The organism is Nesterenkonia sphaerica (genome assembly GCF_005771565.1).
In the GTDB taxonomy this organism is placed as follows: Bacteria; Actinomycetota; Actinomycetes; order Actinomycetales; family Micrococcaceae; genus Nesterenkonia; species Nesterenkonia sphaerica.
The window spans coordinates 259,814-272,874 of record NZ_VAWA01000002.1 but is presented as its reverse complement, the minus strand read 5'-3'; the positions used below and the strand labels follow the sequence as shown (position 1 = coordinate 272,874).

Below are 13,061 nucleotides of genomic sequence, written 5' to 3'. Positions count from 1 at the left end.
TCTCGTGACTTCGTGGACGCCGAATCTCATCTCTTCGTGGGTGGAATCTAGTGGTTGTTGCAACGGTCTGAATTTCACGAGTTGCAATGGTAAGTGGCTATTCACCGTTGAGCGTGGAATCCTTGGTGGTGGTGGTGGATCCTGCGGCGTCGGCGTGTCTGCCTCATTCTGGTGCCGAGGATACGCGACTGATAGCTGCGTTGGTTCCGGAATCCTCGGCCAGTGTGCTTGATCTGTTTGATCCCCGTATTCGCCGCTTCTGTCCTCGCATTGGTAACCGGGGCGCGGACGAAGACTTTGATTTCGGTCCACCACTTCGCGACGGTGGCCGCGAGCTTATCGGTCTCTACCATATCGGCTGCAGCCACGGCCATTTCGAAGTCGATCCTTGCGTTCTGGGCTGGCGGGATGTCTGTGGCGGCCACGACGCGGCGTAGATGTTCTTTCACTACCCAGGCGGCAGCGACCTGCTCGGCATCGTTGGCGGATAGCGTGAGTGGGTAGCGCTAGTCCGCGTACCTGGTTGCGCGATTCTGGGTATCTGGTTGCGGTTGTGGACTGCTTAGGAGTGGCGGCGCCGGTCAGCGCCGGTTTTCCTATAAAGGAGGGTGGCCACGTATGGCTGACTACAGGGCGATTATGTCCTTGCTGTTGGAGTCTCGTTCGTATCGGCAGACCGTTGATCGCGGTGGTCTGCCTGTCACACACTGGGAANATCGGCAGACCGTTGATCGCGGTGGTCTGCCTGTCACACACTGGGAAACCATGACCATTACAGAGAATCCAGAACGTGATGAACGTGCTGCTCGGCAGGAAGAGATCGCGGATCAGCTGAAGCTCTCTGCAGCGTTGAATGAGATCTTCGCGAAGATGGATGCAGGCCAACCTCCCACCGGCGATGATGGGAGCCGGAGGGCAGCCCACAGATCAAGCTAAGGACAGACCCCAAGTCACTGGGGTCGTCCGTCAAATCGAGAGTCACTCCGACTTGACTCGTGCCATTTTTCCTTAGATCGGTTGGCAGCTGCCGTGGATCCGCATGAGGGCGGCGACGAGCTGTGAAATGTAGGCACTAATTGGGTAGCTCTGTTTGCGCTTCCGGGCCTGCTCAGTGGTGCAGGAAAGCCCTTCAGGTTGCTGCAGGGACGTGATGCTATAAGGAAGTTGAGCCCTTGAAGAGCGAAGACGGTGAGCCCCCTGGTTTTGAGCACCACCGGCCACCGCGAGGTCTCCGGAACGTGCCCGTGATTTCACAAAGGCATGGTGGCCCACCGCGAGCGGTTCGATGAGTAGTATTGGTAGACATCAGTACCGGTGGTAGGAGGGTTGCAGGCCGTAGACCGGAGTGTCCAGACCTTCATACCTGGCCTTGAGCTGAATGGCAAGGTACTTCGAATAGTGTCGTGACTGATGCAGGTTCCCACCGTGGAACCAGAGATTCTGCACATTAGTCGGTTTCCACATATTCCGCAGCTCGCCCTCCCAGGGGCCGGGGTCCCGTGTGGTGTCTGAGCCATAACCCCAGCACTTGCCCACCTCTTCGGCGACCTCAGCAGAGATGATATCGCGCAGCCACTCGTTCATGGACCCGTAGCCGGTGGCGTACACCACGAGGTCGGCAGGAAGTTCGGTGCCATCCTCCAGGACAACAGCATTCTTGGTCAGACGATCCACCTGTCCTGCAGCCAAGTTGATCTCACCGTCAATGACCAGCTGAGACGCTCCCACATCGATGTAGTATCCCGAACCTCGGCGCAGATACTTTACGAAGAGTCCTGAGCCGTCCTCTCCAAAGTCCAGCTCAAACCCAGCCTTCTCCAGCTCTCGGTAGAAATCGGAGTCCCGCTCGCGGATAGCGTCGAACGCCTCGCGCTGCACATCTGGAAGAAGCCGGTACGGCCAGGAGGCGAAGAGCCGGTCCGCCCGGTGCGCGTCGACGCCCTGGGCCACAGCATCCTCCGAGTACAGCGGACCCAAAACCACATCCATCAGCGAGTCGCTTCTTACGATATGGGTGGACGAGCGCTGCACCATGGTGACCTCCGCGCCCTGCTCCCAGAGTGAGGCGCAGATGTCGTGGGCGGAGTTGTTGGAGCCGACCACCACGGCGCGCTTGTTTCGGTACTGCACGCCTCCGCGGTGGGCCGAGGAATGGTGCTGTTCACCCCGGAACTCGTCCTGCCCGGGAAACTCTGGAGTTCGTGGGTATCCGGAGACGCCGAGGGCAAAAATCAGGTGGGTGGGGGTCAGGGTCACATGCTCCCCAGCACGGTCGACGTGCACTCGCCAATGTCCGGCCTGGTCATCCCACTGTGCGTCAGTGCAGGTGGTTTTGGACCAATAGTTGAGCTCCATGAGGTCCACATAGTGCTTCAACCAGTCGGCAACTTTGTCCTTGGACGGGAACACCGGCCAATTGTCGGGAAAGTTCAGATAGGGAAGGTGGTCGTACCACACCGGATCGTGCAGATGCAGAGACTTGTAACGGTTCCGCCAGGCATCGCCGGGAGCCTCGTAACGGTCGACTACCAGGGTAGGAACGCCTACATTGTGCAACCGGGCTGCGAGCCCGATGCCGCCCTGGCCGCCGCCGACCACCAAGGCATAGGGCTGTTGACTGTGACCCATGGACGCATGCTGCTGGGACCGCTGTTCCAGCCAGGTCTTGCGCCCCCGGTGTATGCGGTGCTGCACACCGAGCGGCCGCCGTGGGCCGACGGGCTCCTCATAACCGGTGAGTTCTTCAGCCAGGGTCAGGAGGGTCCAAGCCCGACCGTCACGGACCCGTACCAGGCCCATGCCCCGTACCGTCTCAGTGTCGAACCCCAACCAGGCGGTGACCGTGCCGTCGTCATCCTCTTCTGCCGGTTCAAGCAACTGCCAGCTTCCCGCCCCAGTGCGTTGGGCAGTTGCGACGGCCAGGTCCTGGATCTCCGCAGTCCCTTCTGCAGTGTACAGATTCCAGGTGAAGGCAACGAAGTCCCGCCAGAACCCATTTGGTTCGAAACACTTCGCCGCTGCCTCGGCGTCGTCGTTCTCCAGCGCGACGCTGAAATTGTCCAACCAGTCTTGGGCGATGCTGTCCGCTGTCTTCATAGTGTTGTTCCTTCCAGTCAGAGATCGATTTTCCCTGTTCACCTGCACTGTTCTTAGTGCCGCACAGCACGTAAGGTGTGATGTGCACCACTTGTAGGGATACACTATGGGCAGGAGGGTCGCATGTCCGTTGCAGCTCAGGTGGGGGAGAACCCGACGGCCTGGGATCGGTGCCGCAGAGCGGGTGTGAGCAGGGAGCTGACCGCCCCCCTGCGTTTCAGCTCCGCATCTGAGACCGAAGAACGACGACGCCGCAACCCGCTGAGCTCTGTTGCCGCCCCGGTGAGCAACGCTCTCAGGTTGGCGACGAGCCGTGATCATGTGCTGATTCTCACCGACGCCATAGGCAATGTGATCACTCGATCCGGCACTGCAATCGCTCTGGATGCCGCTGGCCGCATCGGGTTTGAAGAGGGTGCGCAGTGGTCAGAGGCCAGTGTGGGGACAAATGCCATCTCCGAAGCACTTCGGCTCAGCGAAGCGGCATATGTTTCAGGCGAAGGGCATTTCGCCTATTCGCATGCCAGCTGGACCTGTATGGCTGCGCCAATCTATAGCCCGGGCACTGGTGCGCTGCTTGGTGTTCTTGATGTTTCAGGTCCGCGGGACCAGCTTGATCAGGATGTGGTGTCCATGGTGCGGATGACTGCACAACTGACCCAAGAGATGCTTCGAGTTGTCCTGCCTGACCAGCAGAGCTCAGACACAGTTCGCCTGCGGCTGCTGGGCGCCCGGCCTTCCGTGCGCATAGGAGGCCGAGCGTGGCAGAAACTTTCGCTGCGTTCGGCGGAGATCCTGGCGCTGCTCTGCTCCCGGACGCGTGGGTTCACCTCAGCTGAGCTTGCCCATGAGCTCTACGGTGACGAAGGAAGGCCCGGCACTGTCAGGGCGGAGCTGCACCGTCTGCGCAAACGACTGGGACCGGTTATCAGCTCGGAGCCGTATCGGTTCGCCGAGGCTTTCTGCGCGGTCTCCGATGTCCATGATGTGGAGGACGCGTTGGCCCGGCAGGACATGGAGGCACTTCTGGACTGCTATACCCAACCGCTGCTGCCCGCCTCAGCTGGCGAGCAGCTGATCCGATGGCGGGCCCTGCTGGACAGCCAAGCGAATCAGCTGCTCGCCGACTACGGCAGTGCCACTCAGCGCGCACAATGGGCGCAGACGGAGATGGCGTGGAAGCCGACGGCCTGAGGCTTGGGGGTTATGCGCCGTAGTCGATGACTACCCGCCCGTCGATCTTGCCGTGATGCATTTCGTCCAGCACCGCGTTGACGTCCCCCAAGGGGCGCTTGGAGTATGTGGGGTGGATCAGGCCGCGGGCGTAGAAGTCCAGTGCCTCGACCATGTCCTGACGTGTTCCGACAATTGAACCGCGGATGGTCAGACCCTTGAGCACAATGTCGAAGATCGGCGCCGGGAACTCGCCCGGAGGCAGTCCGTTGAAGACGATAGTTCCCCCGCGGCGGGTCATGTTGATCGCCTGGCCGAAGGCACTGGGGTGGACCGCTGTGACCAGTACGCCGTGCGTGCCGCCGACCTGCTCCTGAATCTCGTGGGCGGGGTCCGTGCCTTTCGCGTTCAGGGCGACCTCGGCACCGTGCTTCTTGGCAAGTGCAAGTTTGTCATCGGCGATATCCACAGCGACCACGCGCATCCCCATGGCTACTGCATACTGAACGGCAATGTGGCCCAGCCCGCCGATGCCGGAGATGGCCACCCACTGTCCGGGGCGAACGCCAGTCATCTTCAGCGCCTTGTAGACGGTAACCCCGGCGCAGAGCAGCGGGGCGATCTCGTGGGGATCTGCGCCATCTGGAATCGCTGCCGCATAACGAGCATCAACCAACATGTACTGCCCGAAGGACCCGTCGGTGGAGTACCCGCCGTTGAGCTGATCTTCGCAGAGCGTCTCCCAGCCGGTGCGGCAGTACTCACAGGAACCGCAAGCGGTCCACAGCCATGCATTGCCGACTGTTTGTCCCACGTGGAGGTTTGTGACATCCTCACCGAGCTTCTCGACAATGCCGACTCCTTCGTGCCCTGGAATGAACGGTGGTGAGGGCTTCACCGGCCAGTCCCCGTCCCTGGCATGCAGGTCGGTGTGGCATACCCCAGAGGCGATAAGCTTCACCAAGGCCTGCTGCGGGCCGGGCTCCGGAAGTGGGACATCCGCGGTGACGTTCAACTCCTGGCCGAAGTCCTCGACGACGGCTGCTGTCATGGTGCTCATAGCTGCTCCTCAGTTCGTAGGGGTGGGGAGAATCTGTGCACCTGTGATGCTAGTCACTGCGGCGTAACATCACCGTTGCATCCGGGCAACCAGAGCGGCCCGGCGGGGCGACTCTGCCGGCAGGACGTCCAGGGCCGTATAGATGACCTCCTCATCGGAGGCCGACTCTGCGAGCTGCAGGTATCGCCAGATCTCATCACCTGAACCGTCAGAGAGTATCGTTTCTCGCAGCAGGGTGCTCAGCTGATGCCGAAGATCCCGGATTCCAGGGGCCTCTGACTCAGGAAGAAGCGCCCCGCCGTAGGCATCCAGGGCGGAGCTGCGATCTCCTGCGGTCAGCGTCTGCACCACCCGCAGTGCGTCAAGATCCACCTCTCGGGAAAGCCGGTACGGCTTTGAGTGCAGTTCGATCTGGCGAGCCGTCGGGATGTCGGCAAGCATCCGGCGCAGGCGCGACATCTCGACCCGGAGTGTCACCTCATGGCCGGTGGCACCGTAGAGCATCTCTGAAAGCTCCGCGGCGGTCAAACCCTCACCGCGCCGGTGCTGCTGCCAGGCCAGCAGAGTCAGTATCTCCGCGTGGCGCAGGCTCAGGGCCCCGGAGGCGGTCGCATTCCTCAGCTGCGGATGCCGCGTGCCCAGGGTCACCAGTTGGGGCCGTGTAGTATCCAGCGGCAGCACTTTCAGTTCGGCCTCTGCCGCTGAGACGGCGGCATAGATCAGCGGGAGCGCATGAGTGGCTACTGCACGTTCATCTCCGGTGAGATCCACCACGCCCAGCAGTTCGCCGTTGTGCGGGTTGTGAATAGGTGCCGCGGAGCAGGAGAACTGGTGGACCGTATAGGCAAAGTGCTCCTCCTGATGCACTTGTACGCCGCGATTGGTGGCCAGCGCCATCCCCGGGGCCGAGGTTCCGATCGCCTCCTCGGACCACAGCGCACCGGGCTGGAACGCGGAGGATTCTGCCCGACGCAGAGTGGAGCGGTCGCCGTCGACCCACAGCAGCCGGCCCGAGGCATCACCGATCCCGATAATGAGTCCGGCATCGGCTGCCGGCTGTCTCAGCAGACGGTCAAAGATGGGAAAGACCAGGCGAAGCGGATGCTCACTGCGGTAGGCGTCGAGGTCGGCGTCCCCCAGCTCGACCGGTGCCAAGGCAGTTCCCGGATCCTGTAGAAACTGGGCCGAACGGTGCCAGGAAGCCCGCAACTCGGGGTTGAGCGCACTCCAAGTATGCGGCTGGTCAGGGACAGCTCTCATATCCACTCCCTTCGACGACTAGGAGTGTGCCTGGGGTCACAGTTGCCCTCACTATAGGCCACCACGCACTCTTTCGGCTATGCAACGGTGCTGCAACCTCGCGGAGGATACGGTTATCCTGTACGTGACGCCAATCACATTTTGCAGAGGAGTTTTCATGACCGTCTATGCACAGCCGGGAACCGAAGGCAGCGTTGTCACCTTCAAGTCCCGCTACGAGAACTACATCGGCGGCGAGTGGGTTGCGCCGGTTAAGGGCCAGTACTTCGAGAACCCGTCGCCCGTCACGGGCAAGGCATTCACGGAGGTTGCCCGGTCCACAGCCGAGGATATCGAGGCGGCTCTCGATGCCGCCCATAAGGCCGCGCCCGCATGGGGCAAGACCTCGGTGGCCGAGCGAGCGGTGATCCTCAACAAGATTGCTGACCGTATCGAAGAGAACCTTGAGATGCTCGCTGTGGTGGAAACATGGGACAACGGAAAGGCGATTCGGGAGCCTCTGGCAGCCGACCTGCCGCTGGCGGTCGATCACTTCCGCTATTTCGCGGGTGCGATTCGAGCGCAGGAGGGCGGCAACAGCGAGATTGACGCCACCACTGTGGCCTATCACTTCCATGAGCCGCTGGGGGTTGTGGGCCAGATCATTCCGTGGAACTTCCCGATCCTGATGGCAGTCTGGAAGCTCGCACCGGCCCTGGCCGCCGGAAACGCTGTGATCCTGAAACCTGCTGAGCAGACGCCGGCTTCGATCCTGGTGCTGATGGAGATTGTCGGAGACCTCCTTCCGGCTGGGGTGGTCAACGTCGTCAACGGATTCGGAACAGAGGCGGGGGCGCCGCTGGCCTCCAGCCCGCGCGTCCGAAAGATCGCGTTCACAGGAGAGACCACGACCGGACGGCTGATCATGCAGTACGCCAGTCAGAACCTCATTCCGGTCACACTGGAGCTCGGCGGTAAGTCTCCCAACATCTTCTTCGAGGACGTGGCAGCTCGCGACGACGCCTTCTATGACAAGGCTCTGGAAGGCTTCACGATGTTCGCCCTCAATCAGGGCGAGGTGTGCACCTGCCCCTCCCGGGCGCTCATCCAGTCCACCATCATTGATGACTTCCTCGATGCCGCGGTGGAGCGCACCCGAGCGGTGGTCCAGGGCAATCCGCTGGACACTGACACTCAGGTGGGCGCGCAGGCGTCGAATGACCAGCTGGAGAAGATCCTCTCCTATCTTGATATCGGTCAGAAGGAGGGCGCAGAGGTCCTCATTGGCGGGCATCAGGCGAAGCTCGACGGCGACCTCGCCGAAGGGTACTACGTGGAGCCGACGATCTTCCGAGGTGAGAACTCCATGCGGATCTTCCAGGAGGAGATCTTCGGGCCCGTGGTCTCTGTCACGGACTTCTCCGACTACGACGACGCCATCTCGCTCGCCAATGACACGCTGTACGGCCTCGGAGCCGGAGTGTGGTCCAGGGAGCAGAACATCGCTTACCGGGCAGGACGGGATATCCAGGCCGGGCGGGTCTGGACCAACTGTTATCACCAGTACCCGGCCCACGCAGCATTCGGCGGGTATAAGCAGTCAGGCATCGGAAGGGAGAACCACCTGATGATGCTCGATCACTATCAGCAGACCAAGAACCTGCTGGTGAGCTATTCCGAGGACAAACTCGGATTCTTCTAAACCTCCCGTAGTGACCCACCTGAGAGAAGGGAGCCCGCCATGGGTGCTGAGCGTGTTGCAGTGACAGATGATGCTGCCGCTCTGCTCCGTCAGCTTCGTGACGAGCACGGCCAGCCGCTGATGTTCCACCAATCCGGAGGATGCTGCGACGGCTCAGCACCCATGTGCTACACCCAGGGCACATTCATGACTGGGCCTCAGGACGTCCTGCTGGGGGAGCTTGAGCCCGGCACTCCGGAACCTGTGCCGGTGTGGATCTCCAAACCGCAGTTCGAGTACTGGTCCCACACCCACATCACCATCGATGTCACCAAGGGTCGCGGCTCAGGATTCAGCATCGAGGTCCCGACGGGGAACAGGTTCATCGTGCGCTCCCGCCTCTTCACCGAGGAGGAGACGGACAGCCTCGCACCTGTGACGCACGGTTCACTGATGTGATGACCGCCCGGGGTCAGATGACTCCCTGGGCGAGCATAGCGTCTGCCACCTGGATGAAGCCGGCGATATTGGCACCCGTCACGTAGTCACCCGGAGCTCCGTACTCGTCAGCGGTCTCGGCGCATCGGCTATGGATATTCTCCATGATCTCGAACAGTCGCTGCTCGGTGTATTCACCTGTCCAGGTATCACGACTAGCGTTCTGCTGCATCTCCAGCGCAGAGGTCGCCACCCCGCCGGCATTAGCCGCCTTGCCTGGTCCGAACAGGACGCCAGCCTCCTGCAGCGCATCGATCGCACTCGGTGTGGTGGGCATGTTCGCGCCCTCAGCTACTGCACGCACCCCACCCGCGATCAGGATGGCGGCGTCGTCCTTATCGAGCTCGTTCTGTGTGGCGCACGGCAGCGCGACGTCCACCGGCAGCCTCTCGGCCACGGACCAGACGTTCCTACCCTCCAGGTACTCGGCGCTGGCACGCCGGTCGGCGTACTCACTGATGCGGCCGCGCCGTTCCTGCTTGATCTCCTGCAGCAGGGGCAGATCGATGCCCTCAGCGTCATAGATGCTGCCGGAGGAGTCCGATGCTGCCACTACTGTGCCGCCCAGTTCGTGGACCTTCTCAATGGCGTAGATCGCCACATTGCCGGACCCGGAGACCAGCACCGTTCTGTCCTCGAATCCGCGCCCAGTGGCCCGGAGCATGTGCTCGGTGAAGAAGACGGTGCCGTAGCCGGTGGCCTCGGTGCGCAGCAGCGACCCGCCCCAGGTGACCCCCTTGCCGGTGATTACACCCGCCTCATACCGGTTGGCGATGCGCTTGTACTGGCCGAAGAGGTATCCGATTTCACGGCGTCCGACGCCGATGTCTCCGGCCGGGACATCCAGTTTGTCACCCAAGTGCCGGTAGGCCTCAGTCATGAACGACTGACAGAACCGCATGATCTCGGCGTCGCTGCGGCCCTTGGGGTCGAAGTCGCTGCCGCCTTTGCCGCCGCCGATGGGCAGGCCGGTCAGCGCGTTCTTGAACACCTGCTCGAACCCGAGGAACTTCACCGTGCCAAGCAGCACATCGGGGTGGAAGCGCAGCCCGCCCTTGTAGGGGCCCAGCGCCGAGTTGTACTGGACCCGGAATCCGCGGTTGATCCTTACCGTGCCGTCGTCTTCGGTCCACGGCACCCGGAAGATGATTTGGCGCTCAGGTTCGCACAGCCGCTCCAGGATCGAGGCCTCCACATACTCGGGGTGCCGAGTCAGCAGCTGGGGCAGCGAGTCGAAGACCTCTCTGACAGCTTGATGGAACTCGTGTTCCCCCGGGTTGCGGCTGGTGACCTGCTTAAAAACTGCTTCGATCCGCTGGCGGCTGGGACTCACTGGTGCCCTCTCTGGACGTTTCCATAAACAAAGGGCCATGCTATCCGCTGCGCTCGGAGGCCGATCAGATGTGACGCCAGAAGCGACCGGGAGGGTGCCTTACCGCTGGGGCAGCACTACACCTGGTAAGTGCCAGATTGCACAGCTCGGTCCCTGGGCGCGCAGCTGCACACCCGTGGCGGAGGTGATCAGTTCGGCGGTTCCCCAGAGTCGCGTGGCCGTCTGCGCCCCGGGCAGCTCCTCGGCCAGGTCCACGCAGTGGAGTTCACCGGCGGAGGGGGCTGCCGCAAAGACCACCAGTGATTCCGCGCTGGACTCCCGGAGGAATGCCACGCTGTGGTCATCGGTGTGCAGCCAGCGCATCCCGCCGTCGCGCAGCGCGCGGTGCTGTTTCCGCAGACTGATCAGCTCGCGGTAGAGCTCCATCCGGTGGCATAGATCGGGTGCGTTCAGCTGGGTCCACGGCAGGGGAGTGCGGCTGAGTTCACCGTCTGCCCCACGAAGGCCGAACTCGTCACCGGCGAAGACCGTCGGCAGCCCAGGCAGCGTCATTTGCAGGGCCACGGCAGTCGGCGCTGTGCCTGGGGCGGCGTGCTGCGCAAAGCGGGCGGTGTCGTGGGTGTCCAGCGGGTTCATATTCGCCAGCCGGACCCGCCAGGGGATGGGAGCGTTGAACGTGTCGACAGCGGAGGCGAAGTCTGCGGCCGTGCCCGCTGGGATTCCGCCGGCTGGCTGGCCGAAGAACCACGGCACAGTCTCCTCGGTGTTTTCTGCCGTACGGTACGGGGTCGGCTGGGGTGCGGAGAGCCATTGCCAGAGCGGTCGGGTGAAGGACGGGTAGGTCATTGCGCCGTGCCAGGCGTCTCCTGTCAGATCACTGGTGGCGTCATTGGTGGATTCGGCCAGCAGCGCTGAATCGGGCTTGACCTGCTCCATGGTGCGCCGCAGAAGCGTTCTGACCTCCTGGTTGAGATCCACCTCGCGCAGCCGCCCGGTCATATTTGCCACGTCGATGCGCCACCCGTCGAGGTTGAACGGCGGTTGCAGCCATTTCGCCACCACGGAGCCGGGGCCGTCGATGAACGCCTCACGCAGTTGCGGGGACGCCCAGTTGAATTTGGGCAGTGACGCCGTGCCCAACCAGGATTCATACTGAGCATCGGCGGTCTCATCAGAGAAGTAGTAGAAGCTGCGCTCCGGAGCCGAAGGATCGCGGCGGGCGCGCTGAAACCACTCGTGACCGTTCCCAGAGTGGTTCAGCGTCAGGTCTCCGATGACCTTGATGCCCCGGTGGTGGGCGGCGTCGATGAGGCGGATCAAGGCCTCATCCCCGCCCAGGTGTGGATCCACGGTGGTGAAGCTGGCGGCGTCGTAGCGGTGATTCGACGCTGCAGGGAAGAAGGGCGTGAGGTAGATGATCCCCACCCCCAAGTTCTCCAGGTACCCCAGCTTCTCGGTGATCCCGTCGAGCTCACCTCCGTAGAACTGGCGGACGCGGGAGGGCATCACCGGATCGACAGGATCCTGCCAGTCTGCTGGCTCGGCCCAGGCCGGGTCGGAGCGGGTGGGTCCACGTGCTGAGGTGGCGAAGCGGTCCGGGAAGATCTGGTACATGACCGAATGGGTCAGCCAGTCCGGCGGGCCGGGGCGGGTCACGAGACTGAAATCCGCGGCGTCGAGCACTTCGCCGGTGTGCACCCCAGCCTGATTGACCCATTCCACCTCTGGGGCGCTGACCGTGGCGGAGCGGACCAGCATCCAGCGGTAGCCGTGCCGGGGGTTGGCCACCGTGATCTGAGCCTCCCACCACTGCCAGCCGTCTACGCTTCCAAGGTCGTGGGCGGAGTCCCAGTGCGGCTCGTGGTCAGGATTGGAGCGCACCAGCACGCTGTCCAGCGCAGGGTAGCTGTCCGGGACCCGCAGGCGGAGGGTCACCGTTTCTCCCAGCGCTGGCTCCTGCGTGGAGACATAGAGTGCGGAGCCGTCATGGTGCGGCTGCGGCGGGCGGGTCACTTCACGCTCCCGGCGGTGAGCCCGGAGACGATGTAGCGCTGCAGCAGCAGGAACAGAGCCACCGGGATCACGGCGGCGAGCACCGCACCGGCAGCAAAGACTGACCAGTTCTGCGAGGTCTCCTGGGAGATGAACTGAAAGAGGCCCACCGCAAGGGTCTGCCGCTCCGGGTCGCGCAGCAGCACCGAGGCGATGACGAACTCGCTGAGTGTGGCCACCAGGGAGAGCAGGGCCACGACCGCCAGGATCGGTGATACCAGGGGGAGAATGATGGTGAAGAAGATCCTCGCGTGGCCGGCACCGTCAATGTGTGCGGCCTCGTCAATAGAGGTGGGGACGGTGTTGAAGAATCCGTACATCAGGTACGTGTTGACCCCCAGTGCCCCGCCGAGATAAACCATGATCAGACCGATTTGGCTGTTGAGCCCGAGCCCGGGGAAGACCTCGCTGATGCCCATCATCAACAGAAAGATCGCCACCATCGCCAGCAGCTGCGGGAACATCTGCACCAGCACCAGCGTGATCAGTCCCATCCGCCGCCCGGTGAAACGCATCCGGGAGAACGCGTAGGCGGCCAGTGCTCCCAGCAGCACCGATCCTGCCGACGCCGAGAGCCCAATGACCAGCGTATTGAGGAACCACGCCGCATAGGGCTGTTGCGGCCGGTTGAACAGTTCCACATAGCTGCCCAGGCTGACGTTGCTGAACAGTGAGTTCGCAGAGATCAGTGTCCCACCCGGGTTCAACGACGCGGAGAGCACGTACACCAGGGGGAAGACGGAGAAGACCACGACAGCTGCCCCGACTAAGTGCCGCCACCCCGTCTCGCGCCACCACTTCCTGAACGGACGCCGCGTCAGCGGCGCACTTTCGGAGGTGCGCTTCCGATACCAGCGCCGGCTCTCGGGGCCGCTGGGCTGAGCAGGCGCGGCGGCGGGGAGCGTGGATCCAGGAGCTGTCACGGCCAT

Annotated in this window: 10 protein-coding genes and 1 pseudogene; 4 read left to right on the top strand and 7 right to left on the bottom strand. The window is 62.7% G+C overall.

The window, feature by feature from the left end:
- Positions 1-101: 101 nt before the first annotated feature.
- Positions 102-473: pseudogene (locus FEF27_RS02730) on the bottom strand (transposase); the annotation flags it as partial.
- 292 nt (positions 474-765) lie between these two features.
- Between FEF27_RS02730 and FEF27_RS13270 the strand changes: the two are divergent.
- The gene (locus FEF27_RS13270) at positions 766-936 is read left to right on the top strand and encodes a hypothetical protein (RefSeq protein ID WP_166429887.1); all 171 of its coding nucleotides are present in this window, start codon (positions 766-768) and stop codon (positions 934-936) included.
- 369 nt (positions 937-1,305) lie between these two features.
- On the opposite strand, the gene FEF27_RS02725 is transcribed toward FEF27_RS13270, so the two are convergent.
- Complete coding sequence (locus tag FEF27_RS02725; RefSeq protein ID WP_138169282.1) at positions 1,306-3,096, bottom strand: flavin-containing monooxygenase; 1,791 nt, start codon at positions 3,094-3,096, stop codon at positions 1,306-1,308.
- 123 nt (positions 3,097-3,219) lie between these two features.
- On the opposite strand from FEF27_RS02725, the gene FEF27_RS02720 reads away from it, so the two are divergent.
- Positions 3,220-4,290, top strand: a complete 1,071-nt coding sequence (locus FEF27_RS02720) for a helix-turn-helix domain-containing protein (protein ID WP_138169281.1) — start codon at positions 3,220-3,222, stop codon at positions 4,288-4,290.
- Between the two features lie 10 nt (positions 4,291-4,300).
- Here the strand turns inward: FEF27_RS02720 and adhP are convergent, their stop codons facing one another.
- Positions 4,301-5,329, bottom strand: a complete 1,029-nt coding sequence (gene adhP / locus FEF27_RS02715; protein ID WP_138169280.1) for an alcohol dehydrogenase AdhP — start codon at positions 5,327-5,329, stop codon at positions 4,301-4,303.
- Between the two features lie 69 nt (positions 5,330-5,398).
- The gene (locus tag FEF27_RS02710; protein WP_138169279.1) at positions 5,399-6,589 is read right to left on the bottom strand and encodes a helix-turn-helix domain-containing protein; all 1,191 of its coding nucleotides are present in this window, start codon (positions 6,587-6,589) and stop codon (positions 5,399-5,401) included.
- Between the two features lie 157 nt (positions 6,590-6,746).
- Between FEF27_RS02710 and exaC the strand changes: the two genes are divergently transcribed.
- Both exaC and FEF27_RS02700 read left to right on the top strand, forming a co-directional pair.
- Positions 6,747-8,270 carry an acetaldehyde dehydrogenase ExaC gene (gene exaC, locus FEF27_RS02705; protein WP_138169278.1) on the top strand — a complete coding sequence of 508 codons (1,524 nt, stop codon included), beginning with the start codon at positions 6,747-6,749 and terminating at the stop codon, positions 8,268-8,270.
- 39 nt (positions 8,271-8,309) lie between these two features.
- Positions 8,310-8,708 (top strand): DUF779 domain-containing protein, encoded by a 399-nt coding sequence (locus tag FEF27_RS02700; RefSeq protein ID WP_138169277.1) that lies wholly within the window; start codon positions 8,310-8,312, stop codon positions 8,706-8,708.
- A gap of 13 nt (positions 8,709-8,721) precedes the next feature.
- Here the strand turns inward: FEF27_RS02700 and gdhA are convergent, their stop codons facing one another.
- From gdhA to FEF27_RS02685, 3 genes are all read right to left on the bottom strand, one after another.
- Entirely contained in the window at positions 8,722-10,080 is a 1,359-nt protein-coding gene (gene gdhA, locus FEF27_RS02695) for an NADP-specific glutamate dehydrogenase (protein ID WP_424991662.1), read from the bottom strand.
- Between the two features lie 99 nt (positions 10,081-10,179).
- Entirely contained in the window at positions 10,180-12,093 is a 1,914-nt protein-coding gene (locus FEF27_RS02690; RefSeq protein WP_138169275.1) for a glycoside hydrolase family 13 protein, read from the bottom strand.
- Positions 12,090-13,061, bottom strand: coding sequence for a sugar ABC transporter permease (locus FEF27_RS02685; RefSeq protein WP_138169274.1), 972 nt, complete (start codon positions 13,059-13,061; stop codon positions 12,090-12,092). The genes FEF27_RS02690 and FEF27_RS02685 overlap by 4 nt, the downstream gene beginning before the upstream one ends.